The organism is Algoriphagus aestuariicola, from assembly GCF_017254835.1.
GTDB lineage: Bacteria > Bacteroidota > Bacteroidia > Cytophagales > Cyclobacteriaceae > Algoriphagus > Algoriphagus aestuariicola.
The window spans coordinates 578,145-604,495 of sequence record NZ_JAFKCW010000002.1 but is presented as its reverse complement, the minus strand read 5'-3'; the positions used below and the strand labels follow the sequence as shown (position 1 = coordinate 604,495).

At 48.2% G+C, this 26,351-nt stretch carries 21 protein-coding genes and 1 riboswitch; of the genes, 18 read left to right on the top strand and 3 right to left on the bottom strand.

The window, feature by feature from the left end; all coding sequences use genetic code 11:
- The first annotated feature begins 141 nt into the window (after window positions 1-141).
- The 14 genes from J0A67_RS09800 to J0A67_RS09735 all read left to right on the top strand — a co-directional run bounded on the left by J0A67_RS09800 (window position 142) and on the right by J0A67_RS09735 (window position 16,584).
- On the top strand, window positions 142-1,605 hold the full coding sequence (locus J0A67_RS09800) for a RagB/SusD family nutrient uptake outer membrane protein (protein WP_206569132.1): 1,464 nt from the start codon (window positions 142-144) through the stop codon (window positions 1,603-1,605).
- Window positions 1,606-1,712: 107 nt separating this feature from the next.
- Window positions 1,713-3,188, top strand: coding sequence for a BNR-4 repeat-containing protein (locus J0A67_RS09795; protein WP_206569131.1), 1,476 nt, complete (start codon window positions 1,713-1,715; stop codon window positions 3,186-3,188).
- Window positions 3,181-4,647: a PQQ-dependent sugar dehydrogenase gene (locus J0A67_RS09790; protein ID WP_206569130.1), complete on the top strand. Its 1,467-nt coding sequence runs from the start codon at window positions 3,181-3,183 to the stop codon at window positions 4,645-4,647. Before J0A67_RS09795 ends, J0A67_RS09790 begins: the two co-directional genes overlap by 8 nt.
- A 2-nt stretch (window positions 4,648-4,649) precedes the next feature.
- Window positions 4,650-5,855 carry an Nramp family divalent metal transporter gene (locus tag J0A67_RS09785; RefSeq protein ID WP_206569129.1) on the top strand — a complete coding sequence of 402 codons (1,206 nt, stop codon included), beginning with the start codon at window positions 4,650-4,652 and terminating at the stop codon, window positions 5,853-5,855.
- A 65-nt stretch (window positions 5,856-5,920) separates the two neighbouring features.
- Entirely contained in the window at window positions 5,921-6,937 is a 1,017-nt protein-coding gene (locus J0A67_RS09780) for an NAD-dependent epimerase/dehydratase family protein (RefSeq protein WP_206569128.1), read from the top strand.
- The gene (locus tag J0A67_RS09775; RefSeq protein ID WP_206569127.1) at window positions 6,937-8,001 is read left to right on the top strand and encodes a dihydrodipicolinate synthase family protein; all 1,065 of its coding nucleotides are present in this window, start codon (window positions 6,937-6,939) and stop codon (window positions 7,999-8,001) included. The genes J0A67_RS09780 and J0A67_RS09775 overlap by 1 nt, the downstream gene beginning before the upstream one ends.
- A 58-nt stretch (window positions 8,002-8,059) precedes the next feature.
- Entirely contained in the window at window positions 8,060-9,964 is a 1,905-nt protein-coding gene (locus J0A67_RS09770; protein ID WP_206569126.1) for an SMP-30/gluconolactonase/LRE family protein, read from the top strand.
- Window positions 9,965-10,399: 435 nt separating this feature from the next.
- The gene (gene kdsB / locus J0A67_RS09765) at window positions 10,400-11,125 is read left to right on the top strand and encodes a 3-deoxy-manno-octulosonate cytidylyltransferase (RefSeq protein ID WP_206569125.1); all 726 of its coding nucleotides are present in this window, start codon (window positions 10,400-10,402) and stop codon (window positions 11,123-11,125) included.
- A 10-nt stretch (window positions 11,126-11,135) separates the two neighbouring features.
- The gene (locus tag J0A67_RS09760; RefSeq protein ID WP_206569124.1) at window positions 11,136-11,555 is read left to right on the top strand and encodes a VOC family protein; all 420 of its coding nucleotides are present in this window, start codon (window positions 11,136-11,138) and stop codon (window positions 11,553-11,555) included.
- 102 nt (window positions 11,556-11,657) lie between these two features.
- Window positions 11,658-11,939 carry a GNAT family N-acetyltransferase gene (locus tag J0A67_RS09755; protein ID WP_206569123.1) on the top strand — a complete coding sequence of 94 codons (282 nt, stop codon included), beginning with the start codon at window positions 11,658-11,660 and terminating at the stop codon, window positions 11,937-11,939.
- A 23-nt stretch (window positions 11,940-11,962) separates the two neighbouring features.
- Window positions 11,963-12,370 (top strand): GNAT family N-acetyltransferase, encoded by a 408-nt coding sequence (locus J0A67_RS09750; RefSeq protein WP_206569122.1) that lies wholly within the window; start codon window positions 11,963-11,965, stop codon window positions 12,368-12,370.
- A 156-nt stretch (window positions 12,371-12,526) separates the two neighbouring features.
- Window positions 12,527-13,804: a metal-dependent hydrolase family protein gene (locus tag J0A67_RS09745; RefSeq protein WP_206569121.1), complete on the top strand. Its 1,278-nt coding sequence runs from the start codon at window positions 12,527-12,529 to the stop codon at window positions 13,802-13,804.
- 150 nt (window positions 13,805-13,954) lie between these two features.
- Entirely contained in the window at window positions 13,955-15,463 is a 1,509-nt protein-coding gene (locus tag J0A67_RS09740; RefSeq protein ID WP_206569120.1) for a S10 family peptidase, read from the top strand.
- Entirely contained in the window at window positions 15,460-16,584 is a 1,125-nt protein-coding gene (locus J0A67_RS09735; RefSeq protein ID WP_206569119.1) for a serine hydrolase domain-containing protein, read from the top strand. Before J0A67_RS09740 ends, J0A67_RS09735 begins: the two co-directional genes overlap by 4 nt.
- Before the next feature lie 13 nt (window positions 16,585-16,597).
- Here the strand turns inward: J0A67_RS09735 and J0A67_RS09730 are convergent, their stop codons facing one another.
- The 3 genes from J0A67_RS09730 to J0A67_RS09720 form a co-directional block, all read right to left on the bottom strand.
- Window positions 16,598-16,984, bottom strand: coding sequence for a response regulator (locus tag J0A67_RS09730; RefSeq protein WP_206569118.1), 387 nt, complete (start codon window positions 16,982-16,984; stop codon window positions 16,598-16,600).
- A 170-nt stretch (window positions 16,985-17,154) separates the two neighbouring features.
- Window positions 17,155-18,783: a chaperonin GroEL gene (groL, locus tag J0A67_RS09725; protein ID WP_206569117.1), complete on the bottom strand. Its 1,629-nt coding sequence runs from the start codon at window positions 18,781-18,783 to the stop codon at window positions 17,155-17,157.
- A gap of 38 nt (window positions 18,784-18,821) precedes the next feature.
- The gene (locus tag J0A67_RS09720) at window positions 18,822-19,100 is read right to left on the bottom strand and encodes a co-chaperone GroES (RefSeq protein WP_026970168.1); all 279 of its coding nucleotides are present in this window, start codon (window positions 19,098-19,100) and stop codon (window positions 18,822-18,824) included.
- Window positions 19,101-19,333: 233 nt separating this feature from the next.
- On the opposite strand from J0A67_RS09720, the gene J0A67_RS09715 reads away from it, so the two are divergent.
- From J0A67_RS09715 to J0A67_RS09700, 4 genes are all read left to right on the top strand, one after another.
- On the top strand, window positions 19,334-20,041 hold the full coding sequence (locus tag J0A67_RS09715; protein WP_206569116.1) for a hypothetical protein: 708 nt from the start codon (window positions 19,334-19,336) through the stop codon (window positions 20,039-20,041).
- Between the two features lie 128 nt (window positions 20,042-20,169).
- Window positions 20,170-20,371, top strand: a riboswitch (cobalamin riboswitch).
- A gap of 159 nt (window positions 20,372-20,530) precedes the next feature.
- Window positions 20,531-22,837 carry a 5-methyltetrahydropteroyltriglutamate--homocysteine S-methyltransferase gene (gene metE / locus J0A67_RS09710; RefSeq protein WP_206569115.1) on the top strand — a complete coding sequence of 769 codons (2,307 nt, stop codon included), beginning with the start codon at window positions 20,531-20,533 and terminating at the stop codon, window positions 22,835-22,837.
- A gap of 237 nt (window positions 22,838-23,074) precedes the next feature.
- Complete coding sequence (locus J0A67_RS09705; protein WP_206569114.1) at window positions 23,075-23,464, top strand: PAS domain-containing protein; 390 nt, start codon at window positions 23,075-23,077, stop codon at window positions 23,462-23,464.
- A gap of 233 nt (window positions 23,465-23,697) precedes the next feature.
- Window positions 23,698-25,686, top strand: coding sequence for a M1 family metallopeptidase (locus tag J0A67_RS09700; RefSeq protein WP_206569113.1), 1,989 nt, complete (start codon window positions 23,698-23,700; stop codon window positions 25,684-25,686).
- Window positions 25,687-26,351 lie beyond the last annotated feature (665 nt).

Below are 26,351 nucleotides of genomic sequence, written 5' to 3'. Positions count from 1 at the left end.
CGTACGTTTATGTTTGGTTTAAATGTTGGCTTCTAATCTGAAATGGTTATGAAATCGAGTATGAAGAAAACTTCACCAAGAGAGTTGATTTTCGAGATACGAGATTCCATGTGGCCTTTTAAAAAAAAAAAATCTAAACACATGAAAAACACGAAAATATGGATTGCCGCAGGAGCATTTGTCATGCTGACCGCCGGATCTTGCAATAGCGATTTTCTGGATTTGGCTCCGATTTCCCAGCAAAACAGCAATAACTTTTACAAAACTGCTGAAGACATGGGCAACGCCCTTACCGCTGTGTACGGTTCCCTGCAATACAGTGGTCAGTATTTTTCCTCCATGCACGTGATGGGGGATCTGCGCTCAGACAACACAGAGATCACCAATCCCAATGCAGGCGCTGACCTGCAGGCGATCGACAACTTTACCAATACGCCGGTGACCTCCATCAGCAACACGACTTGGACAGGGCACTATCAGGGTATTCAAGCTGCCAATATCGTCATCGAAAAGATCGAAGGCGTGGCGATGGATGCGACGCTGAAGGCTCGCTATGTTGGCGAAGCGAAATTTCTGAGAGCGCTGATGTATTTCAATCTGGTGCGGATCTATGGAGATGTGCCCTTGGTGACTAAGGTGATCAACAATCCACAGGAAGGTTATGAATATGGCCGGACTGGAACAGGAGACGTTTTCCAACAGATCATTGCCGACTTGGTGGATGCCGAGGCTTCACTTCCCTACACGTACCCGTCTGCGGAGGCTGGTCGAGCGACCAAAGGTGCCGCGATGTCGCTTTTGGGCAAGGTCTATTTGACCCGCAAAGAGTGGGCTTTGGCTGCACAGAAACTGAAACAGGTAATCGATGAAGCCGCGCAAACCAAATACACGTTGATGCCCACCTATGCAAGCATCTTTGGGGTGACGGCGGAAAACAATGCCGAATCCATCTTTGAAGTGCAGTTCAAAAGCGGCTCAAGTGGAGAAGGCAGCCCCTTTACCAATCAGTTTGCTCCAATAGGATCAGGTACCGCGGTGGTTGCCGTTGGCAATCCTTTGGGGCAGAATATCCCGACTGCTGAGATGAATCTGGCCTACGAAGAAGGAGATCTGCGAAAAGAATCCTCCATGAATACCAGTTACGTTTTGAATGGCAAAACCACCGAACACAATTATGTGGTGAAGTATTCCGGTACTCCCGCCGCCAATTTGGACAGCGACAACAACTGGATTGTCTTGCGATATGCCGATGTTCTGTTGATGTATGCGGAGGCTTTGAATGAATTGGGTTTTGAGGCTGACGGGCCAGCATTTGACTATTTGAATCAGATCCGAACTAGAGCTGGTTTGCCGGCAAAATCTTTCTCCAATGAAGATCCAACCCTACAAATCGCAACTCAGTCTGAGTTTCGACTGGCAGTGGAGCAGGAAAGAAGGGTTGAGCTCGCCTTTGAAGGACATCGTTGGTTTGATCTCGTGCGTACCGATCGTGCTTTGGACGTGTTGGCTGACAAAGGAATCCAGCCTCATCATCTTCTCTTGGCGATTCCCCAAAGCCAAGTGGACATCAATCCTGCCATGATTTCCCAAAATCCAGGCTATTAAATAGGTTTTGAAGGGCTTAAAGCTAAGCGGCCTGTCTGTTTTTGGATCAGGCTACGCATTAGCTTTTGGCCCCTTCTTCCTAGATTAAGAAAACATCCGACTTGTCAATGAAAAACTTTCTTTTTACCCTGTTTTTGGGGTACATGCTACCGCTTTGCCTTTTTGGACAGCAGCCAAAGATCATCAATAAAAAAGATACCGGATATCGGGGGATCTGGTACAGCAACCAGCCTTCGAGCGACGAGTACGTGTACAAATACAGCGGGGGACTGGCGACCTATCCTGCCAACCATTATCCATTTTCCATCTATTCACCAGAGGTAGACAAGACGTTTTTTTGCTATGGGGGCGCGGATCCTGCTGGGGAAACGCTTTGGCACATGATTTCCTATTTTGACCACAAGACAGGTAAGGTCCCCAAACCCACCATCGTCTTGGATAAGGAAACCGACGACGCACATGACAATCCCGTCATGAATATCGACTCAGATGGTTACCTCTGGATATTTTCCACCGCCCATGGCACGGAGGGACCATCATTTGTCCACAAAAGCAAAAGACCTTATGACATCACCGAATTTGAGCAAGTCCATGCCACCAAGATCGTAGATGGCGAAAATGTAGCCATGGACAATTTTTCCTACCTGCAATCTTGGTATCAGCCGGGCAGCGGCTTTATTAACCTGTTTACACACTATGACCGAAAGGTGATTCCTGACCAGCCCTCCAAGCCCCGACGAACGATCGGGTACATGACCAGCGCCGATGGGGTGACCTATTCCGAGTGGAAAGATTTGGCAGCAGTAGAGGAAGGGCACTATCAGACGAGCGGTCAGTCAGGGAATACGCTGGGCACCTCTTTTAATTTTCACCCGATAAAAGATGATGATAATGGCCTGAATTTCAGAACAAACCTGTATTACATTGAAACTCGGGATTTCGGGAAAACTTGGCATAATGTCCAAGGACAGGAACTCCAAATTCCCCTGACCGATGTTCAAAACCCTGCATTGGTCAAGGACTTTGCTTCTTTGGGTTTGCTGGTATATATCAACGATCTGGCCTTCGATGCCGCTGGACGTCCGGTGATACTCTTTGTTACCAGCAAGGGCTATGAGGCCGGACCGGCAAATGGCCCTCGAATTTGGCACACTGCAAGGTTTACGGGTTCGGACTGGGAAATACTTCCGGTTACTGAATCGGACAACAACTACGATATGGGGTCCCTATATATCGCTGAGGCCGGGGATTGGAGGATAGTTGGACCGACGGCTACTGGGCCCCAGGCCTACAATACCGGGGGAGAAATGGTACTCTGGACCAGCCAGGATCAGGGCAAGAACTGGAAAAGCAAAGCGATGACCACCCATAGTGAGTTTAACCACTCCTATGCCCGTAGGCCGGTCAATGTCCAGCGAGAGTTTTTCGCCTTTTGGGCAGATGGCCATGGGCGGCAAAAATCCTTTTCCAAGCTTTATTTCTCGGATCGGAAGGGAAATGTCTACCTATTGCCAACTGAAATGAAATCGGATTTTGCAAAGCCCATTCGAGTGAAAAGAGCAAAGGGAGACGGAAATGAGTAGACTGGCCCTTATATCTTACCTTATTGTTTGGATGGTCTCATGCCAAGAGAAGAGACCAGATCTTCAGCTGCTCGATACGGTAAGGTTGACAGAGATGGGGCTAAAGGTGGAAGTACTGGCTGATTCTCTCGTCGTGCCTTGGGATTTGGAGGTAGATTCGCAGGGCTTTCTTTGGGTCGCAGAACAGGAGGGGAGAGTGTCCAGGATCAATCTTCAAACCGCAGAAAAGCAACACATGCTGCTGATCCCGGACGTCTGGCAACAGCGGACCTCCGGTTTGCTGGGAATGGCAATCCATCCGGACTTCGCAAAACAACCCTTTGTATATCTGAATTATACCGTTAATCGGGACTCGGTCATCACAAGCAAGCTGGTCAAATATGAGTTTGAAGGGGAGGGATTGACCAGTGGTCAGCTTTTGCTCGAGATCGAAGGTGGAACCTCACACAATGGTTCCCGGCTCGCATTTGGGCCGGATGGTATGCTGTATTGGGCGACGGGCGATACCCATGATTTTGGCTATGCCCAAGACCCGAAGAAACTTAACGGGAAGATTTTGCGCATGGGGGCGGATGGGAGCATACCCGCCGACAACCCCGATCCAAGCAGCTATGTATGGGCGTTGGGATTTCGCAACATGCAAGGATTGGCTTTTTCAGATCTTGGATTGCTCTACACTTCTGAGCATGGAGATGCAATTGAGGATGAGGTAAACTTGATCCGAGCAGGTGCTAACTATGGTTGGCCAGCAATCGAAGGAAAACACAATCTGCTAGAGGAAATTTCATTTGCTGAATACAATCGGGCAATCGAGCCCATCCGTTCATGGACGCCTGTTATAGCTCCTGCAGGGATGGCTTTTTACGGGAAAGATGAAATCCCTGAGTGGGGCAATTCCCTGCTTTTGACTACGCTAAAAGGAAAAAGCTTACGGATTCTTCACCTAGCCGCCAATGGACTATCCATTGACAAGGAGGAGGTACTTTTCGAAAATCACTACGGGAGACTGCGTGATGTATGTGTGGGCCAACAAGGAGAAATTTACATTTCTACGAGTAATAGAGACTGGAATCCCCAGCCCGGATTTCCGTTGGTTGGAGATGATAAAATACTTAAGATAAGTGTTGCAAATGAATTGAACGCCAGTTCATTAATTCCTTCTGTTCCATTGGCTTATTCTGCTTTGGATGGAAAGCAGTTGTACATCAACTACTGCGCTTCTTGTCACAAAGAAGACGGGAAAGGTCTAACTGGCACCTATCCAGCCCTTGCAGGAAGCCAAGTGGTAAATGGAGAAATCGATGCATTGGTGAAAATGTTGGTTCGAGGCAAAGGCCAAATGCCGGCCTTCGCATTCCTGTCCAACCAAGAGTCAAGTCAAATCCTTAGCTACATCCGCGAGAGCTGGGGAAATCAGGCGCCTGAGGTGAGTTCGGGTGAAGTAGAACAAAACAGATAGCTATGTCAAAAAGCAAATTAATCAAACTCTTGAAGGGCTTGGGGCCAGGGATTATCACTGCTGCCTTGGTTTTTGGGCCGAGCAAGATGACGATCACCTCGCGACTTGGTGCGGAATATGGGTACGATACCCTCTGGGTCGTAGTGGTGGCGATTTTCTTCATGCTGGTTTTTACCGACATGGGGGCGAGGATAGGCCTTAGTAGCCCGGAGAGCCTTTTGACTCATATCAGGAAGAAATGGGGTCAGCCCGTCGGAGTACTGGTTGGATTTGGCGTTTTTCTGGTGGCGACGTCCTTTCAGGCTGGGAACTCCATCGGAGTGGGCATAGCCGTGGCTGAGGCCACAGGCACACCGACTTGGATTTGGGTCTTGATTTTCAACCTACTGGGAATCAGTCTGCTGTTTTTCAGGAGTTTTTACAAGACTTTGGAAAAGCTCATGATCGCCTTAGTTGCACTGATGCTGTTTTCTTTTTTGACGACCCTGTTTCTCAGCAAGCCTTCATTTGACGGAATTGTGCGCGGTTTTGTACCGACCATCCCTGTTGGGTCTCCTGGGCTTCTGATCGCTTTTGTGGCTTCCTGCTTTTCCATTGTCGGGGCATTCTATCAGGCTTACCTCGTGCAGGAAAGCCGAAAACCCGGAACTGAAGGCCAATCCAAAAACCGTAGTGCTACAGGAATCTTAATCTTGGGTCTGATGAGTATGGTAGTCATCATCTGCGCGGCAGCTGTTCTCAATCCCCAAGGCATCAAAGTCAACAGTGCCTCGGAGATGTCCAAGGCTTTGGAACCACTATTTGGTTCTTATGCAGCCCACTTGTTTTTGGCGGGGCTATTTGGTGCTTCCTTTTCATCCTTGGTCGGCAATGCCACCGTTGGGGGAAGTCTTTTGGGCGATGCATTGGGTTTTGGCAGTAAACTGAGTTCAAAGGCCGTGCGCAGCCTGATTGCCCTGGTCATGGGCTGCGGGATGAGCATCTCTTTGATCTTTGGAAAGCTCCCTCTGGAGCTGATCATCTTCGCCCAAAGTGTAACGGTTTTTTTGGTTCCGTTTATCGGTATCGCTATGTATGCCATCGCGAACGACAGCCAAATCATGGGGCAGCGGGTCAACTCCAATTTGGTGAAAGCAGCGGGAGCTGTCGGCTTGTTGCTACTAACGGGTCTGGCTGTTTGGAATTTTAATGAATTATTTATCAAATAGATATAGTGATCTGACTCAAGTCAGCATTTAATAAAAAACAGATGTTCAATTGTGATTGAAAACCAATGAAAGATTTAATTCAGTTAGAGAAAGAATTGTCAATACCTTCTTTAGACTTGGTAGCAGACATGGCGAAAATCGAGGGAGATATTCTGCTTTTGGGTATCGGGGGCAAAATGGGCCCGAGTATGGGAAGGCTTGCCGTTGCGGCTGCAAAGGCTGCCGGAGTGAAAAAGAACATTATCGGCGTTTCCAGATTTTCCGATCGGAAAGCAAAAGCCGAGCTGGAGGCGAGCGGAATCCAGACCATCTCCTGCGACCTGCTCAACGACGTCGAGCTGCAGGCCTTGCCGAAAGCGGAAAATGTCATTTACCTCGCAGGCAACAAATTTGGAACTACAGGCAATGAGTCCTTCACTTGGGCGATGAATGCCTATCTGCCGGGTCGAGTGGCTGAGAAATACCGAGACTCCAACATCGTGGCCTTTTCATCAGGCAATGTGCTACCTTTTGTACCGGTGACCTCTGGAGGACCTTCGGAAGAGACCGCACCGGAACCTTTGGGCGAATACGCCCAATCTTGTCTGGGACGGGAGCGGATTTTCGAATATTTCTCCAAAAAGAACCAAACCCCCACGCTGATCTATCGGCTGAACTATGCGGTGGATTTTCGCTACGGGGTGATGATGGAGATTGCCAAGTCTGTTTTGGCCGGAAAGGAAATAGATCTGCGAACCGAAAATGTCAACGTGATCTGGCAGGGCGACGCCAATGAGATAGCCCTTCGTACCCTACTTCATTGCGAATCACCTGCGAAGATCCTGAATGTGACCGGTCCGGAAATTCTTTCTGTGAGATGGATTGCCCTGCAGTTTGGAAGGATTTTCGGTGTCGAGGCCAAGTTTGTCAACGAACCTAACGGCACGGCTTTGCTCAACAATGCCTCCGAATGCCATCGGATTTTCGGCTACCCCAAGGTCACCGTCCGAGAGATCATAGATATCACTGCAACTTGGCTGAAACATGGCGGTGAGGAATTTGGCAAAGCCACGCATTTTCAAGAGAGGGGAGGGAAGTTCTGATGAGAAGACTAAGCGAAGACTTAATACAGCATCTGCATGCCGGTACGGTGATTCCCGCCCATCCTTTGGCCCTGACACCTGAGCGTAAGATAGATGAAGTGCGTCAAAGACAACTCAGCCGCTATTATATGGCTAGTGGAGCTGGAGGAATTGCGGTAGGCGTTCACTCCACGCAATTTGAGATCCGAGATCCAGGTGTAGACTTATTTGAAACGGTATTGAAGTGGGCAGCCGAGGAGGTGGAATCGGCCAGACTGGATCGTCCCTTTCTGAAGGTTGCAGGCATCTGCGGCCCAACTGACCAAGCGAAAAAAGAGGCAAATCTAGCCTTGGACTACGGCTACAATATGGGTTTGCTGAGCATGGGAGGATTGCAGGGCTGGGCGGAGGAGGCGATTCTTGATAGGGTAAGAGAAGTTGCGGCGATTATTCCGGTTTTTGGCTTTTACCTTCAGCCCTCCGTGGGAGGTCGGATTTTTTCCTACGGATTCTGGAGGGAGTTTGCCGAAATAGACAACGTGGAGGCGATCAAATGTGCCTCTTTCAATCGCTATCAGACCCTCGATGTGATGCGCGCCGTGGCCGAAAGCAGTCGCAGGGACTCCATCGCGATGTATACTGGCAATGATGACAATATCGTCGCCGACCTCTTGACCACTTACAGATTTGAGTTGGAGGGAAAGGTGGTGGAAAAAGAGTTCGTAGGCGGGCTACTCGGCCATTGGGCGGTGTACACCCAGAAGGCAGTCGAGCTTTTGGCCGAGGTCAAAGCCTGCAAAAAAAGTGGCTCAGGTGCAGATTGGGCTAGACTCCTCAGCAAGGGGATCGAGGTGACGGATGTGAACGCAGCCATGTTTGATCCCGCGCATCACTTTCATGGATGTATTCCGGGTATGCATGAAATGCTCAGGAGACAGGGACTGCTGAAAGGGATCTGGTGTCTAAATCCAGATGAAGTTCTTTCTTCGGGACAAGCTGGGGAAATCAGTCGCGTACACGCAGCCTATCCCCACCTCAACGACGACGCCTTCGTCCGGGAATTTTTAAAACAGAATAAAGTCTAGAATAATGAAGATTGTTAAACTATTTATATTCAATATTTTATCAGTGGGTGTCTCATTTATGAGTTTAGGACAGGTTGATACCACCCGCTTTACCAATCACGGTCCGCAGCTTTTCGCCTCCATGATTCAGGGATCGGTCTTTGCCAAGGACAAAAACGGCAATGATCTGGTGTATACCGTAGTCAGGGGAGAGCCTGCCCATCTCTTGGGCTATGATGTCAAAACCAAAAAACTGGTGTTGGATCAGCCTCTTCCAAAGGCAGATGGAGCGTGGGACTTGGCGCAGTCCTCGGACGGAACACTCTATGCCCCGGGCGCTAACGGAAGTCTTTTTGCACACCAACCTGGCACTCAGGCGGTCAAGGATCTGGGTGTAGCCCTGGAAGGTGAAACCTACCTTTGGAGCCTTACTCCCGGCAAGGATGGGGAGGTTTTTGGAGCTACTTACCCCGGTTGCCGCGTCTTCAGATATCATCCCGAGGACGGTTTTTCTGACGTGGGCAAGGGAGCTTTGGTAGAAAAGGAAAACTACGTGCGAAGCCTGGCTTTTTACCCCAAAACAGGATTGCTCTATGCGGGAGTGGGGTCACAGGCGCACTTGATAGAAATCAATCCAAAGACCGGGGAGAAAAAGGAATTGCTTCCGGAGAAGTTTAGGAGCTATGAGTTTGTCTATGGCTTGGAAATAGTGCCTGGAAAAGACGGCAATGATCGGCTATTCGCCCTGATAACGAACGGAAGCATCACTTTGGTTTACAACCTCAAGACTCGGGAGTTTGAGCAGGAAATCGAAGGAATGGACATGAGGGCAATCGCCGGAGCAGCTTCGGGGGATGCTGTTTACTATACTGCGAAGTCTGAGCTTCGGCGCTTTGATCCTTCGACAAGCGAATCCTCAGCAACTGTCTTGGGTGAAAGTGTTGGTACAGCGAATGCTTTTCAAATTACTGATAATGGAAAGATTATGTTTTTGACCTCAGGGGCAAATCTTTATTCCTATGATCCCTCTGACGATTCCCTGGACAAAACCAAGCTGCAGATTCCGCCCCAGCCGATTCCGATTCACTCTTTGCTCACCGCTCCGGACGGGAAGATCTGGTCGGGAGGCTATCTCGCTGGCGGTAACGCTACTTTTGATCCAAGGACTGGAAGCCATACCTTTTTGCCAGGTCTAGACCAGACTGAGGCGATGTCGGTGCAGGGGGATCAGCTATTTTTTGGCGTTTACCCCAAGGGCAAGTTTTATGTCTTTAATACCAAAGGCGAATGGAAGCCGAAGGAGGGCAATCCCAAATTTCTCGGGCAACTCGAGGGACAAAGCCGTTCCTTTGCGCAGGTGAGCATCCCCGAACGTCAACTGGTGGTCTTTGGAATGATCCCAGAATACGGCAAGTTGGGCGGGGCAATGGCAACCTACGATTTGGTTAGGGAAGAGCTGAAATTTTTCGATAGTCCAATTGAAAAGCAGTCCATCGCAGCTTTGGCATTTGTTGGTGACTATGTCCTAGGTGGGACGACCATTTCCGGAGGACTGGGCAAAGCCCCCGAAACCAAGGAAGCCAAATTGTTCGGATGGGATCCTAGTTCGGGGAAGACCCTGTTTGAAACGGTTCCTGTAGAGGGTGCTTCTGCTTTGACGGGGTTTATCAAAGGGCCGGATGGCAATATTTGGGGAATGGGAGATGGCACCCTTTTTATTTTTGACCCCAAGGGAAGAAAAGTGCTGTCAACGAGGAAACTGTATGATTTTCCACCCTTCAAAAGCCATATCTGGAGGAGCGCATTTCTGGTGCTTCATCCGGATGGGAATATCTACGGGACAGATTGGGAAAAGCTATTTAAGCTAAATCCCAATACGATGGAACTTACCCAACTCGCCAAGGACGCGGCACTGCTGGTAATGGGCAAAGACGGGACGCTGTTTTTTAAACGGGGTACAGACTTGTGGTCTTACAGGCCCTGATCAGAAACTTTACGGAAGTTTTTAGTGCAAAATACCCGGATTCAGCAAACGCTGATTTCGGGTATTTCTTTTTTGCATCCAGCGAAGAGCAAACAATTCGCGCAAGGGCTGGTTCTTCATTTCAAGGAAACCCGAAAAGCTTCTCAAGATAATGGAAGCGGCTGATGGAATCCCTTGGATACTGCCAAAAAGACTTTGCTGCGAAAAGGGTCAGTTTTCCAAATCCTGATTTTCTATATATTTGGTTCATCGAGCTGAAGAGGCCTGAGATGCAAATCGGTAAATCAAGGCAATTCCGTTGAGGTGCTTGACTTTAAAAAACGATAGTTTAAACTACAGTGACGTTTTCTACATAGGTGCCATTTTGTGAAGTAGCCTTTTGCAGGCAAGTTCCAATTTGGCTTTTTTCTTTATTTTCCATCTATATTGAGCAAAATGAAAACAGCAGCACTTATCCCGGCACGATATGCGTCAACTCGGCTTCCCGCAAAGTTGATTCAGGATCTTGGTGGAATCTCAGTGATACAAAGGACCTATGTGAGCTCTGTTGCTACCGGGGTATTCGATGAAGTATGGGTGGTGACTGACCACAAGGAAATCGAGAGGCAGATTCTTGACTTGGGTGGAAATGTCTTTATGAGCAAAAAGACCCACCAGAGCGGTTCTGACCGGATTGCGGAAGCTTTGGAAACTGTGGATGCGGACCTAATTGTCAACGTGCAGGGAGATGAGCCCTTTCAAGATCCCAAGTCCCTAAAGGACCTGGTGTCGGCCTTTGAACGCCCAAAGGTAAAGATGGCCTCTCTGATGTGCAAGATTTCCGAGGATGAGGCCTACAATCCCAATACGGTAAAAGTCGTGCTGGATGAAAAGAAAAACGCGATATATTTCTCCAGATCGCCCATTCCATTCAACCGTGAGCGCACGGAGGATATTTTCTATTGGAAGCACGTGGGGGTGTACGCCTACATACGGGAGCTTTTATTGGATTTCACTTCCTGGCCCAAGGGTAGATTGGAGCAAATCGAAATGTTGGAACAACTTAGACTGATCGAGCGGGGCATCAAGATCAAAATGGTTGAGACCGAGCATCAGGCAATTGCGATAGATACCAAGGAAGACTTGGAAAGGGCTAGAAATTTCCTGAAGAGCATTTTGTAAACCTAAGGCTATGAAAAAGCGCGCGACTGGAATTGGAGGTATCTTTTTTAAGGTAAAAGACCCCGAGGCAACAAAGTCTTGGTATCACAAACACCTGGGACTGAATACGGACAAGTATGGGACTACCTTTGAATGGAGAAGCAGTGAAGATCCTACGAAAAAGGGCTTTTCCCAATGGTCACCCATGAAGGACGATACTACCTACTTCAAACCCTCCGAAAAGGACTTCATGATCAACTATCGTGTGGAGAATCTGCTTGAATTGGTGGAGGAGCTAAGAGCCGAAGGGGTGACTATTCTGGATGAGATAGAAACCTACGAATACGGGAAGTTTGTCCATATCCTAGATCCAGATGGGCATAGTATCGAACTTTGGGAGCCTGTCGACGAAGTCTATGACAAGCTGGTGACCGGAAGGACAGAGACTTGAACGTGGGGCAGGCAGGCACGAAAATACGCCCAAAAAACCGCCTCAGCGGATATTTGGCTGGGACACTAGAATTTAATCGCAAGAAATAAAAAAGATTTTTACATGAATATCCAACATCAGTCCGACGGACGTAGAGGCTCCTTTTTTGTTGAACAAGACTCAGCACGCATTGCCGAAATGGTCTACGTGATGGCAGGCCCAAAGCGGATGATCATCGAGCACACGGAAGTGGATGAAAGCTTAAAGGGAAAAGGTGCCGGTGTGAAAATGCTCGAAGCCTTGGTGGACTTTGTCCGCAAAGAGGGGGTCAAAGTGATTCCACTTTGTCCTTTTGCCAAGGCGACCTTTGAAAAAAGACCAGATCTTCAGGATGTCTTAAATTGAATCAACCCCTAGTTGCTTGAGCTATGGTTACTATTCAGGTGGACACGGGACTTACTCTGGAAGAGTATATTTTTATCCTAGAGGACTCAGGCTTGGGTTTGAGAAGGCCGATGGACAATCCCGAACACCTCAAAAGGATGCTCGAAGGATCCAATCTTCTGATCAGCGCCAGACTTGATGGTCGCTTGGTTGGGTTATTCAGGGGCCTTTCCGATTTCTGCTATCGGTGTTTTGTTGCTGATTTGGCGGTTGCCAAGGCGTATCAGGGTCAAGGCATAGGCAGAAGCATGCTCCAGTTTGCGCGTAACATGTCGCCCGAAGCCCGCTTAATTCTGTTTGCCGCTGAGGACGCAGAGCCGTTTTACAAAAAGCTGGGCTTTAAGCCCCATGAGCGCTGCTACCAGTTGAAGCCTGGAGAAGCCTTGCTGTAAGATTCAACACATTCGGGCCATGCCTAAGTACCGAATGCCTTATTATTTCCAGCACCCGAGATTAGCGGAAAAGCGAGGGCATTTTTTTCAGCCGGTTTTTCAATGCTCGATTTATCGGCTATCTTGACTAGCATCAACCATCAATCCTTAGACCTTATGAAGAAAACTTTACTGTCGGGGGCAGCACTTTTGCTTTGCCTTACGGCCTACGGCCAAAAAACATACCTCCATGCCGGACGTCTTATCGATGTCAAAACCAAAAAAGTCCTCACCGAGCAAACCATAGTCGTCGAAGGGGACAAAATCCTTTCCGTATCCGCTGGATACCAAAATGGAGGGGAGGGGGATAAGACGATAGATCTGAAGGGATCAACCGTCATGCCAGGCCTGATGGACATGCACGTCCACATTGAGAGTCAGACCAGTCCTACCCGCTACGTGGACGGCTTCAGGGATAATGAAGCCGATGTCGCATACAAGGCATTGCCCTATGCCAAAATCACCCTGATGTCTGGTTTTACCACCGTTCGTGATCTCGGCGGTTCGGGAGTGAATATTGCCCTTCGAAATGCCATCAACAGCGGCTTGGTCGTAGGCCCGAGAATTTACACCGCAGGCAAGTCTATCGCCCCCACGGGAGGCCATGCCGATCCGACCAACGGAGTGAGGCGTGACCTGATGCGTGACCCGGGTCCGGATGAGGGGGTAATCAATGGAGATGCCGATGCCCGAAAAGCCGTGCGCCAAGCCGTAAAGTATGGGTCCGATGTAATCAAAGTTACGGCTACTGGTGGCGTACTTTCTGTCGCTCGCGACGGATCCGCGCCCCAGTTTCAGCAGGATGAATTGGATGCAGTGGTGCGTACAGCCAAGGACTTCGGTATCCATGTGGCGGCCCATGCCCATGGGGATGAAGGAATGAAGCGAGCCGTGAAAGCTGGAATACACTCGATCGAGCATGGCACAATGATGTCGGAGGAAACGATGGAAATGATGATTGAAGCCGGGACGTGGTATGTGCCAACTGTGACGGCAGGCATGTCAGCCGCTGAATACGCAAAAATTCCCGGCTACTATCCGCCCGTGGTGAGGGACAAAGCCATGCAGATCGGAGCCCAGATCCAGGAGACTTTTGGAAGGGCCTACAAAAAAGGAGTGAAGATAGCCTTCGGGACGGATGCAGGTGTATTTCCTCATGGGGAAAACTATCGGGAGTTCCTTTATATGACCGAAGTCGGGATGCCAAATCTGGAAGCCATTCAGGCGGCCACTTTGAATGCCGCGCAGCTTTTGGGAATTGAAGCGAAACTAGGGACGATCGAAGCAGGTAAGATCGCCGACATCATTGCTGTCTCCGGAAATCCAGACGAGGATATCAAAGTGATGAAGGATGTCAATTTTGTCATGAAGGAAGGAAAAGTATATAAGCAGTAGTTCAGTGCGCAGCAGGAAGTGGGCAATAGGCAGTGTCGCAGAAGGTGGAACGGGAACTCTGTACCAATCGCCAGCAATCCCTGACTGACTAGTTCTTAGTGCGCTCCTACGGTCGATTAAACCAATCCATTTACCTTAAATCTAAACAGCATGAAAATCAGATTTTTCCTAGTTTTTCTGTTTATCGCTACTTTTTCTTTCGCCCAAGAGAAAAATGACACATCACCGGACCCGCTACCCAAAGCCCAGGTATTTGAATCCAAGCAATCTGTGACCATCGATGGTAAGGTGATCAACCTTAACGCCAAGGCGGGAACTATGGAACTCAAGGATGAGAATAACAAGCCGATTGCCTTGTTTGGCTTCACCGCCTATTTCAAGGAAAATCCCGAGAAGGATAGACCTATTATCTTCGCTTATAATGGGGGACCCGGCTCATCTTCCTATTGGCTTCACATGGGCATCATGGGCCCAAAAAGAATAGTGGTAGACGATCCGAATTATAACCAAGCCGCTCCCTACCAATTGGTCAACAACGAGTTTTCAATCCTCGACATCGCCGATGTGGTGATGATGGATCCGGTGGGAACGGGCCTAAGCGTTCCTATAGGGGATGCCAAAGGGGCCAATTTCTGGGGAGTAGACCAGGATATCCGAAGCGTCAGCCTTTTTATCATGCAGTTTTTGAAAGCGCATGATCGCCTTAATTCCCCGAAATACATCCTGGGAGAAAGCTATGGGACCTTCAGAAATGCCGGAGTGATGAGCTATCTTTTGGATAGAGGCTATGCGCTAAATGGGGTCATCATGGTATCTGCGGTCTTTGACCTGCGTTCCTTGTTTTTTGCGCCTAACGAAGATTTGTCCTACATAGCCTACCTGCCCACCATGGCGGCCACCAGCTGGTATCATGACAAAGTAGCCAACAAGGGCGCAGACCTGCCGAGCTTCGTGGATGAGGTAAGAAGCTTCACGGAAAACCACTATACCCCGGCGCTTTTCAAGGGCAACAGGATTTCGGAGGAAGAGAAAAACGCAGTCGCGCAAAAACTCCAGGATTACACCGGGATTTCCGCAGAGACTTGGAAGCGCGCCAACCTTAAGCTCGACGCGGGAGAGTATTTTCAGGAACTGCTTCGCAGCACAGGAGAAACGGTAGGCAGATTGGACTCCAGGTACAAAGGGATGAACATTGACCCTATGTCAATGAATGCGTTTACCGACCCACAAAGTGACGCGATTTCCCCTGCCTATACGATGGCATTTCTGGACTATTTTCACGGTAGCCTAGGAGTGAGCAAGGATTTGCTGTATGCAACTTCCGCTTACTCAAAGGATGGATTTAAATGGGATTGGAAGCACCAGGGCAACAACTTCTGGGGAGCCGATGCAGCTGTGACCACCCTGCCCGACATGGCTGATGCCCTGAGCAAAGATCCCAATGTCAAGGTTCTGATCATGAATGGTTACTATGATTTGGCTACTGTGTTCTATGGGGTAGAGCATTCTATCGCCCATCTTGACTTGCCAAAGTCTGCCACGGAAAGGGTCATCATGACTTACTATGAGGCCGGACACATGATGTATACCCATTTGCCATCCGCCAAGCTTTTCAGGGACGACCTGAAAAAATTTGTCTCGGATACCCTAAGAAAATGAGCAAAAGTGCCAGCATTCTTTTCATAAGAAGATTTTCTCACTGTAAAATCTTATTGGGATGCTGGGTGTTTTTGGCTTTTGGCTGTGCCGAGGCCCAAAAGCCAAGTCCTTCCCCAACGCTCTATTTTCCTCCCAGCGGCTCTTCGACTTGGGAGAATATGCCCCTGGAAGATCTGGATTGGGATCGAGCCGCTTTGGCTGAGCTTTTGGCCTGGCTTCCTACCCAAGACACTCGGGCATTTATTATTCTGAAAAACGGCAAGATTGTCGTGGAAGAATATTGGGGAGCTAAACTGACAGGGGCTGGTGCGATGGATCAAAATTCCTATTGGTACTGGGCATCTGCGGGAAAGACGCTGACGGCGGCTTTGGTCGGTATCGCACAAGAGAAAAGTATGCTGAAGACCAGTGACCGTTCGCAACAGTACCTTGGCGAAGGTTGGACCGCCATGCCACTAGACCAGGAGCGCGACATCCAGCTCATTCACCACCTGACGCTGACAACCGGGATAGACGACGACGTGGAAAATCTGGATGACCCAGCACCTGAAAACCTCAAGTTTTTGGCAAAGCCCGGTACCCGCTGGAGCTATCACAACGCGACCTATACGCTGCTGGAGCGCGTGGTGGAAAACGCCTCGGGAAAGGATTACCAAAGTTTTTTCGAGGAAAGCCTAGGGGATAGGATAGGGATGGATGGCTTTTGGCAGCAGACTGGGTTTAACAATGTCTTTTACTCCACCCCGAGATCGTTTGCCAGGTTTGGGCTGCTGATGCTGGCAGGGGGAAACTGGGCTGGAGACCAGATTTGGTCGGGTGATTATTTTGATGGAATGAGCCAAACCTCCCAAGGTCTCAACCTGAGCTATGGCTATCTGACCTGGCTCAATGGAAAGGCATCCTTCATGGTTCCCGGATCGCAGGCAACTATCCCTGGCTCTCTCATTCCTCAAGCTCCAGCGGATATGTATCAGGCGATGGGGAAAAACGGGCAGTTTTTGATGGTGATCCCTTCAGAGAACCTGGTTATTGTCAGGATGGGGAGTTCGGGGGGAGATGCGCTTGTGCCATTTTTGCTGATGCGTGACATTTGGCAGCATCTGGATCAAGTGATCCACTAGAAATTCGAATTACTCAACTGTATTTTTCCATTTGATCATTGATCTTGTCAATGGTCAGTGGTTTTTCCAAAAAACCGGAAACCACCTTGTATTCATCAGCTTTTTGGCGGTCTTGAAAATCTATGGAGCTGGACAGGATGACAATCTTGTCTTTCCTATGGGGAAAGGCTTCCAAATACCGGTTGAGGAATTCCCAGCCATTCAAGACGGGCATATTGATGTCCAAAAAAATAAGCAGGCTGTTGTCTGGATTGAGTTGGCCTATTTTTTCGAGGGCATCTTCTCCTCCCAAAAACTCTTCAATCCGTGTACTGATCCCTATTTTTCCCAAAAGCCTCCTGTTGATCAGGTTGTTGATGGGGTCGTCATCCACTAAAAATACAGCATCAAAGTGAACCATTAAAATAGGGTGTCGGGTGATAGGTTGTGTAATTACACCAAAATACAATTATTCCCCTTGCGTAAAAAAGGTTTTAGCGGCTTTTTATTTGTAGTTGTATAGGCAGTCTAAAAATCAAGTAAATAAAAAAGGAGGCCTGAGCCTCCTTTTTGTTTATCTGGAAATCGGCATTACATCATGCCACCCATTCCGCCGCCGCCCATAGGAGGCATTGCCGGAGCGTCTTCTTTCACATCTGCTACTACACACTCGGTGGTCAGTAGAAGCGCTGCGATAGAAGCGGCGTTTTCAAGAGCCAATCTAGTCACTTTGGTAGGGTCGATGACTCCTGCTGCGAACAGATCCTCATAGATGTCTGTTCTTGCGTTGTAGCCGTAGTTTCCTTTGTTTTCTCTGATCTTGTTGATCACTACAGACGGCTCACCACCTGCGTTTGACACGATAGTTCTCAATGGAGACTCGATTGCCAGACGAATGATGTTGATACCAGTATCCTGATCTTCGTTTTCGCCTTTCAAGTCAGCAAGTGCTTCGGCAGCTCTCACTAGAGCCACACCGCCACCTACTACGACACCTTCTTGAACTGCCGCTCTGGTAGCGTGCAATGCATCGTCTACACGGTCTTTTTTCTCTTTCATCTCCACTTCAGTAGCAGCACCGATGTACAGGATAGCTACACCGCCAGACAGTTTGGCAAGTCTTTCCTGAAGCTTCTCTCTATCGTAGTCGGAAGTGGTTTTTTCGATTTGAGCTTTGATCTCGGCGATTCTGCCTTTGATGGCAGCTGCGTCACCTGCACCGTTGACAATGGTTGTGTTGTCTTTGTCGATGTTGATCTTTTCAGCTCTTCCCAGCATATCTGGAGTTGCGTTCTCCAATTTGAAACCTCTTTCTTCAGAGATTACAGTTCCGCCAGTCAGGATCGCGATGTCCTCCAACATAGCTTTTCTTCTGTCACCGAAGCCTGGAGCTTTAACGGCAGCTACTTTCAAGGCACCTCTGATTTTGTTTACAACCAAGGTTGCCAAAGCTTCACCGTCCACATCTTCAGAGATGATCAACAATGGCTTGCCTGACTGTGCAACTGGCTCAAGAACTGGAAGCAATTCCTTCATGGAAGAGATCTTCTTGTCGTAGATCAAGATGAATGGATTGTCCAGTTCAGCTTCCATTTTCTCGGTGTTGGTCACGAAGTAAGGAGAAAGGTAACCTCTGTCAAACTGCATACCTTCTACAGTCTTCACGTCAGTTTCGGTGCCTTTTGCTTCTTCTACAGTGATGACGCCATCTTTACCTACTTTGTCCATCGCGTCAGAAATCATCTTACCGATTTCTTCGTCGTTGTTGGCAGATACGGTAGCTACCTGAGCGATCTCTTTGGAAGTGGAGATTTGCTTGGAGTTTTCCTTCAACTTGTTAACAACCGCAGCAACTGCCTTGTCAATACCTCTCTTGAGGTCCATTGGATTAGCACCAGCTGCTACGTTTTTAATTCCAACGTTGAAGATGGACTGTGCCAAAACAGTTGCGGTGGTAGTTCCGTCACCAGCATTATCGGCAGTTTTGGAAGCTACTTCTTTCACGAGCTGAGCGCCCATGTTTTCGATTGGTTCTGACAGTTCGATTTCTTTGGCTACTGACACACCGTCCTTGGTGATGGTAGGGGCTCCGAATTTCTTGTCAATGATGACATTTCGGCCTTTTGGTCCCAAAGTGACTTTTACTGCGTCTGCCAATGCATCCACACCTTTCTTAAGACGATCCCTGGCATCGGTATCGAAAAACAATTGTTTAGCCATGTTATTTAGATTTTAAGTTGTTGAGTTTAGTTGATTGATTAAAGGATAGCGAAGATGTCAGACTCTCTCATGATGAGGAAATCCTTGCCTTCCACGCTGAGTTCGGTGCCGGAATATTTTCCGTACAAAACAGTGTCACCCACTTTCACAGTCAATGGCTCGTCTTTTTTGCCGTTTCCTACTGCTACCACAGTGCCTTTTTGTGGTTTTTCCTTAGCGGTATCCGGGATGTAAAGACCAGAAGCGGTTTTTTCTTCTGCTGCAGCTGGTTGTACCAAAACTCGGTCTGCAAGAGGTTTGATGTTCACGTTTGACATAGTATTAAATTGTTTAAGGTTAGATTTTAGATTAAAATGCTATTGCCCTATTAACACTTCCTATGCCAAGGGCTCATTTGTCAAAAAAGCTGACAAATCGGCCGTAAATGTGGTGGCTTTGTCCGATAACTGAATTTTTCGAAGCTTGTGGAGCCTGTCAAATTTTCCCCAAGACAATTGAAAAATGTCAGAATTGCGTATTTTAAGACAAACCTTAAAACCTAATAGTACCTATGAGAACCTTGCCGAAAAACTGGATCACTGAAGGTCTGATCGATTTTGAGTACAAAAAATACCAATTGCTGGCCTACTTGCAGGAGGCTGATCGGGAGTTTCAAGCCGTGAAACTCTACCCCGCACTGTCAGATCTCATCGAACATCACCGCGTGCTGATTGAACTGAGTTCGGGCAAAGCGGAGTTGAGCAAATTGTTTCCCAAAGCTCTCAACGGCATCGATTTTAAGAATGCGCAGTTGCAGTTTGAGCAAAAAGTCGAAGACGGGGAGGTCATGAAGGAGATTTCCCAGATCACCGAGTTTGCACTACCCAGGATAGCCTCACAGATAGAGGAGGGGAAGTCCATCTATAATTTTGTGGAGGAGCAGGTCGAGTTTGAACCGGTAGGGATACAGCCAATCTACAATCGTGAAGGGTTTATTCTGATGACAAGGGAAAACAAAACCGAAATCCATGCCTTTCGCTATAAATCCAATTTTCTTCAGCTCGCAGGGGAAAAATTCCGGAGCATTGTATTTTGGTTTGTCGGGATTTTCCAAAAATCTCTCGTCAACACCCTCGAGAAACTCAAGATGCAGCTGATCCGTGAGGTCAGGGAACTCCCCAATCCGGCGACCTGGAGGCTGCACAGCCATCAGGCGGTGCCTATAGAGGAAACCCTTATCCCGATTTCCAAGCGCTTGGTCTTGCAGCAGATCAACTAGCCGACTTCTTCAGAAGGGGAGCTGGCTGGTTTTGTTGGCTCCCTATGAATGAAAGCTATTTTTGGATTCACCGACTTTACCAAAGGTTTTATTCTTACTTTTGGGCTGTACGTTCTTTTGTTCATTCTACACTCATAGCCGTTTGCGGTTTCCCTTAGCGGGAATTAATAAGGAACCATGTGAAAATCATGGACTGTCGCGCAACTGTAATCCTGTTTTGGCCTCGCCAAAATACAGCGCTATCCAAGTATGCCATTGTCCCAGATGCCGGGATGAGAAGGCGGGTAGCGTCAGGAAAGTCAGGAGACTTGCCCCAAACGCATTGACATTGCTTTCGCGATCTGAAGCCACTGTCAGGCATTGAACTCCCATATCCTTCCTATTGCCGGGGGATTAGTGTGTCATTTTCTGATTATTTAGTTTGCGTAAGTAATACGTTTGATTGCTCAAAGACGGCAGTTAACTATTTCTAATTTTAAAGCAAACAACATGCTGACGCACAACCTGGGCTATCCGCGGATTGGTAGCCAACGTCAATTGAAAAGAGCCTGCGAAGACTATTGGGCAGGCAGATCCACCCTCCAACAGCTCTTGCAGGCCGGAAGTAAGCTCCGCGAGGAGAACTGGAAACTCCAAAAGGAGGCCGGGATAGATCTCATCCCATCCAACGACTTCTCATTTTACGATCAAGTATTGGACATGTCCCTGATGGTCAATGCCATCCCCCAAAGGTTTCATGACGTCGTTATTGGTCGGAAAAACTCTGAAATGGACTTGTATTTTGCCATGGCCAGGGGATTTCAAAAGGATGGCATGGACCTCACCGCACTTGAGATGACCAAGTGGTTTGATACCAATTACCACTATTTGGTCCCCGAATTTCAAAAAGGCCAACTCTTTAAGCTCTTTTCCACCAAGGTCATAGATGAGTTTAATGAGGCAAAGCAGCTGGGAATAAAGACTAAACCTGTACTGATTGGGCCGGTATCCTACCTTTTGCTGGGTAAGGAAAAGGAGCAGGGATTTGATCGCATCGATCTGATTGAAAATCTTCTCCCGGTCTACCTGGAAATCCTGAATAGGCTCGAAAAACTTGGCGTGGAGTGGGTACAGTTTGACGAGCCGTTTCTGGCTCTGGACTTGGGTGAGAAAGAAAGAAACGCGTTTACCTATGTCTATCAACTGATCAGAACGTCTTTTCCGAAATTGAAAGTTTTGCTCGCTACCTATTTCGAGGGGATTGGCGAAGAGAGTGTTTTGGCTGCATCGCTTCCCGTTTGTGCCATCCACTTGGATTTGGTCAGAAAGCCTAAGCAACTTTCCCAAATGCTTTCGTTGATTCCCGAGCCAATTTCAATTTCACTGGGAGTGGTTGACGGGCGGAACATCTGGATAAATGATCTCGAAGCTTCTTTAAAATTGATTAAGGAAGCTGCTGAAAAGCTTGGCGAGTCGCGGGTCATGCTTGCCCCTTCGTGTTCCCTGCTTCACGTGCCTTGCGATCTGGATTTGGAATCGGATGAGAAAGTTCTCTCGTCGGAGATCAAGAAGTGGATGGCTTTCGCAAAGCAGAAGCTTGGGGAAGTCACTTTGCTTCAAAAGCTGGCAACCGAAGAGCAGTTGGACAATATTGATTTTAGACGAAATCAAGAGGCAATCGCGAGTCGAAAAACTTCCCCATTGATTCATGACAATAAGGTGAAGGCAAGGGTGGGGGCCGTCACTTCTGCTATGGCCTCTCGTAAATCGCCGTTTGCCCTCAGGGCAGAAAAACAACGTGAGCTACTTAATCTGCCCCTTTACCCTACCACTACGATAGGTTCCTTCCCCCAGACCAAAGAGGTAAGATCTTGGAGGGCGAAGTACAAGAGGGGAGACCTGAGCAAAGTACAATACGATAAATTACTTCGTGATGAAACGACAGGCTTGATCCGATGGCAGGAGGAGATTGGACTGGACGTGCTGGTACATGGGGAATATGAGCGCAACGATATGGTGGAATACTTTGGCGAGCAGCTGAAGGGCTACACTTTTTCAAGCAATGGTTGGGTACAAAGCTACGGCTCCCGATGCGTGAAGCCTCCCATTGTGTTTGGGGATGTGTCTAGGCCCAATCCCATGACGGTATATTGGTCATCATTTGCCCAATCCCTTACCAAGGTTCCGGTAAAAGGAATGCTCACCGGACCGGTCACGATTTTGCAGTGGTCCTTTGTGAGGGATGATCAGCCCAGATCCGAGACGGCCTTGCAGATTGCGCTTGCTATCCGGGATGAGGTCCAAGATCTCGAAAAGGCCGGAATCAAGATCATCCAGATCGATGAACCAGCGATTCGTGAGGGTCTGCCGCTGCGCAAGGCTGAATGGCAGCAGTATTTGGCTTGGTCTATTCGTGCATTTCGAATCTCCTCCTGCGGTGTGGAAGATGAAACCCAAATCCATACCCACATGTGCTATTCCGAGTTTAACGATATCATCCAAAATATCGCCGAAATGGACGCGGATGTGATCACAATCGAATGCTCGCGATCACAGATGGAGCTATTGGACGCGTTTGCCAAATTCAAATATCCCAATGGGATCGGACCTGGGGTCTATGATATACATTCTCCAAGGGTGCCCAGCCAGGAAGAGATGGTCTTTTTGCTCAAAAAAGCCCAAGCCGTCATCCCGGACGAAAATCTGTGGGTTAACCCGGATTGCGGACTCAAGACCCGTCATTGGCCGGAAACCCGCGAAGCACTGATACAGATGGTAGCTGCGGCCAAGGCACTGAGAGAACCTGTGCTAGCCTAATTTGACCATTGGAGGCCAGTTCTTGTTTTGCTGGCCTCTTCTTTCTTTTCCATAAAATCCAATAGGATGAAAAGCCGAAATAATTTGAACAATATGATTTGCCTGGATATCTACTTGGAACAATGCCGGCAAAATCTATTTTCCGAAGAGGATTCCAAGTTCTTGCCGTTCCATGTTTTCCACCCTCTAGTGGCATGGGACGTAATTTCCCAAACAAGATTTCACGATCCAAAGGCGATGACAATCCTAAAATTCCGCGATCTAGCGAGGCTGCGAGGATGGATACTCGATACGTCCATGTTTAGGAGAAAGGACTTTGATGCCCTGGTGGTGACCGACTTGAATCAGGTGATCGAATGGGTAAGCGAGGGGTTTGAACGGATGACCGGATATTCGGCCAGCGAGGTGATAGGCCAAAAGCCAAAGTTACTTCAGGGGCCCAATACGAGCCTTTCGGCCAAGAACATGATCAGGAAGGCTCTCGAAGAAAAAAGACCGGTGGAGGCAACGCTTCACAATTACAAAAAAGACGGATCGGCATATCGGTGCAGGATTCAGGTTGTTCCGCTCTTTGCGGCTTCACAATCTCCAACCCATTTCTTGGCCTTTGAGAAATCACTCGGATAGGAAAAGGGATTTTCGCATATGCTATTGTTTCAAAAAATCAATTCCGGTGGTTTAGTCGTGTATGACAGAATTTGAAAAATTAGCTTGCGGCCAAAAGAACACTAGGTTTTGTTTGGCCTTTTGATTCAGCAAAAGCGGTGTTTCGAGAAATGGAATTTTTTCGTTTGACCTTATTCTTTCTTTAAATTCAAGGATAATTGACTATGTTTTCCCTCTGAAAAAACTTTCCTACTATGCGTAAACTACTTTTTGTTTTCCTGCTCAGCTCGTCTGTCAGTTTTGCTCAGCAGACGGGTTCGACCGTTCAAAGGAATACTATCGATACCGACTATCGTGCGATTCGAAGGGATGTGCCGATGACCAATTCGATTCTTAAGGCATTTGAGGCGGGGACTCGGAACTTTTCTGGGAAGCCTGGCCCAAATTACTGGCAGCTGGAGACCGATTTTACAATCCAGGTCAGTCTGGATCCACATACCCAGACACTCACCGGAACCGAAAAAATTCTGGTACACAACAATAGCAAGGACGACCTGGATAGGATTGTGCTGCGCTTGGATCACAATATATTCAGGGGGGATGTGCCACGGGGATTTTCCATTCCCGCCGAGCAGACCGAAGGCATGGTAGTCACCCGGATCAATGTTGCGGGAGAGGAAATAGATCTCACTGAAATTAGGCTGAGAAGAGGCCAGACCCCAAAAAATGGGGTAAGCGGGCTGAAAAAAACGATTGCAACCATCTATCTCGCCCAGCCCATCAAAGCGGGAAGTAAAACAGAACTGGAGATTGATTGGCATACCAAATTACCTGGTGGCACCGAGGGACAGGGACATCGCATGACCCAGCGATTTGACAGCACGCTTTTTCAGCCTACCCAATGGTTCCCAAGGCTGGCGAAATACGACGATTTGAGAGGTTGGGAAACCAGTCCCTACTTGGGCCCCGCGGAGTTTTACAATAATTTCGGGAAGTTTGACGTCTCCATCACCGTACCCGGTGGATGGATTGTGAGCGGTACGGGGGTCTTGCAAAACCCAAAGGAGGTGATGACAGCTCCCTCGATCGAGCGATTTGGGAAAATCCTGGAGTCGGACGAGGAAACTACCATTGTTGCCGAAGATGAAAGGGGCCCTGGAAAAGCTACCGCATTCGGCGAAAAACTCACCTGGCATTTTGTCGCGGACAAGGTAAATGACTTTGCTTGGGCTACCTCTGCGGATTTTATCTGGAAGGGAACCAGGGCGGATATTCCGGGCAAGGGCTACGTGCCCATTTATATGGTATACGAGCCGGAGCGGGCCAGAAACTATGAGAATGCCGCAAGAATTACCCGCCATGCGCTGGAGTTCTATTCCAAGCTTTGGGCGCCTTATCCTTTTCCCCAATTGACTCTTCAAGATGGCCCGAGTGCGGGTATGGAATATCCCATGGTGATCAATTCAAACCAGGGTGCTGCAGACCACGAGACCGCTCACCAGTGGTGGCCGATGATGCTTGGCACCAATGAAACACGCTATGGCTGGATGGACGAGGGTTTTAATCAGTACATGAACATCCTATCTGATGCAGACTCCCGCGGGGTTCCTGCCAGATTGGACGGCTTGGGCCAAAGCTATGGAAGAATCAGCGGGAGCGAGGACGAAGCTCCACTGATGTGGAGCGCCAATGATGCGGGTATGGGATACGGTTTTCAGACCTATCAGAAAACGCCACTGATGCTTTCCATGCTCGGTGGGATAGTTGGGGACGAAGCCGTCATCGACGCAATGAAGAAGTATACCGCAGCGTGGGCTTTCAAGCATCCCTCTCCCTGGGACTTCATGTTTTTCATGAACCATGAGCTGGGTCAAAACCTGGAGTGGTTCTGGTATTATTGGTTGTTTACGACTGAGTCTGTCGACGGCTCCATTTCGGACCTGAAAACCGAGGGGGGAAAAACTACCGTCACTGTGCGTCAAGACGGGCAAATGCCATCACCGGTGGTGCTGAGGGTAGAGTTTGAAGCAAACGGCCCGGATCTAAAACCTTCACCAAACGCAGAGATTCTTGATCCAAATACAGCTGAAGTGACTTGGCCCGTGGATGTTTGGTGGGGAGGAAGCAAGACCTTCGACGCGGTTTTGGATTTTGGACCGAGGAAAATCAAGAAAATCACCCTGGATCCCCACGGTCGTTTTCCAGACAGGGATCTTTCTGATAATGTGTGGCCGAAACAATAGTGGCGTACACCTAGGCAATTTTGCTTAGGTGTTTTTTTTGTCATTCCAATCTTTTTTGCGATGGGAATAAAGAATGGTCGGCCATTCAGAAAGTATTTGCGATTGTGAAGATGGTGGAGAAAAGTAAGGCAGGCCTGTTGGCTTTTCAACCATATCAAGGAAATTGGTTGCCATGCGATTGGTGGCGGTGAAAGTGCTGAATTGATGTCTACTACATTTTAAGACCCGTCTGGGACGATAGGCGCGTCATTTTGCCAGCGGGAATTCTAGATGACTACTTTGCGATTCAGCCGAATAATTGTCTTCCTGAGACATTTATGGGTTTAAAAAACATTTTAATTATTGGGAAAAACATTTTATTGTTTAGGAAAAATATATTAACTAAAGGGAAGTTTCAATGAGTAGCTAGAAAATCCATTGTATTTCCTTAAATCAAAGTATAGAAAATGCCTGACAAAATTACCGTGAAGGCCTTTTTTTGAAAATCGCCCATAACCTAGAGAATTTAGGCTTTTATCGGAATCCTCAAATCTTCCAAGATTAGACTCCTATAAAGAAAAAAAACCGGAAATGCAGTAGTGTTTATCTCTTGCTCTACTTCGCTAGCACATTGGCAAAGATGGGACTTAGTGGGCGAAGCTGTGTCTAGGCTTATCCAAGGAAAT

Excerpts from the sequence above, each read along its gene's own strand:
- J0A67_RS09720 (WP_026970168.1), bottom strand. The coding sequence starts at position 19,100 with ATGTCAAACGTGAACATCAAACCTCTTGCAGACCGAGTTTTGGTACAA.
- J0A67_RS09790 (WP_206569130.1), top strand. The coding sequence starts at position 3,181 with ATGAGTAGACTGGCCCTTATATCTTACCTTATTGTTTGGATGGTCTCA.
- J0A67_RS09715 (WP_206569116.1), top strand. The coding sequence starts at position 19,334 with ATGAGAACCTTGCCGAAAAACTGGATCACTGAAGGTCTGATCGATTTT.
- J0A67_RS09750 (WP_206569122.1), top strand. The coding sequence starts at position 11,963 with ATGGTTACTATTCAGGTGGACACGGGACTTACTCTGGAAGAGTATATT.
- J0A67_RS09775 (WP_206569127.1), top strand. The coding sequence starts at position 6,937 with ATGAGAAGACTAAGCGAAGACTTAATACAGCATCTGCATGCCGGTACG.
- J0A67_RS09755 (WP_206569123.1), top strand. The coding sequence starts at position 11,658 with ATGAATATCCAACATCAGTCCGACGGACGTAGAGGCTCCTTTTTTGTT.
- J0A67_RS09800 (WP_206569132.1), top strand. The coding sequence starts at position 142 with ATGAAAAACACGAAAATATGGATTGCCGCAGGAGCATTTGTCATGCTG.
- J0A67_RS09760 (WP_206569124.1), top strand. The coding sequence starts at position 11,136 with ATGAAAAAGCGCGCGACTGGAATTGGAGGTATCTTTTTTAAGGTAAAA.
- J0A67_RS09730 (WP_206569118.1), bottom strand. The coding sequence starts at position 16,984 with ATGGTTCACTTTGATGCTGTATTTTTAGTGGATGACGACCCCATCAAC.
- J0A67_RS09700 (WP_206569113.1), top strand. The coding sequence starts at position 23,698 with ATGCGTAAACTACTTTTTGTTTTCCTGCTCAGCTCGTCTGTCAGTTTT.
- J0A67_RS09780 (WP_206569128.1), top strand. The coding sequence starts at position 5,921 with ATGAAAGATTTAATTCAGTTAGAGAAAGAATTGTCAATACCTTCTTTA.
- J0A67_RS09735 (WP_206569119.1), top strand. The coding sequence starts at position 15,460 with ATGAGCAAAAGTGCCAGCATTCTTTTCATAAGAAGATTTTCTCACTGT.
- metE (WP_206569115.1), top strand. The coding sequence starts at position 20,531 with ATGCTGACGCACAACCTGGGCTATCCGCGGATTGGTAGCCAACGTCAA.
- J0A67_RS09770 (WP_206569126.1), top strand. The coding sequence starts at position 8,060 with ATGAGTTTAGGACAGGTTGATACCACCCGCTTTACCAATCACGGTCCG.
- J0A67_RS09795 (WP_206569131.1), top strand. The coding sequence starts at position 1,713 with ATGAAAAACTTTCTTTTTACCCTGTTTTTGGGGTACATGCTACCGCTT.
- groL (WP_206569117.1), bottom strand. The coding sequence starts at position 18,783 with ATGGCTAAACAATTGTTTTTCGATACCGATGCCAGGGATCGTCTTAAG.
- J0A67_RS09705 (WP_206569114.1), top strand. The coding sequence starts at position 23,075 with ATGACAATCCTAAAATTCCGCGATCTAGCGAGGCTGCGAGGATGGATA.
- J0A67_RS09785 (WP_206569129.1), top strand. The coding sequence starts at position 4,650 with ATGTCAAAAAGCAAATTAATCAAACTCTTGAAGGGCTTGGGGCCAGGG.
- kdsB (WP_206569125.1), top strand. The coding sequence starts at position 10,400 with ATGAAAACAGCAGCACTTATCCCGGCACGATATGCGTCAACTCGGCTT.
- J0A67_RS09740 (WP_206569120.1), top strand. The coding sequence starts at position 13,955 with ATGAAAATCAGATTTTTCCTAGTTTTTCTGTTTATCGCTACTTTTTCT.
- J0A67_RS09745 (WP_206569121.1), top strand. The coding sequence starts at position 12,527 with ATGAAGAAAACTTTACTGTCGGGGGCAGCACTTTTGCTTTGCCTTACG.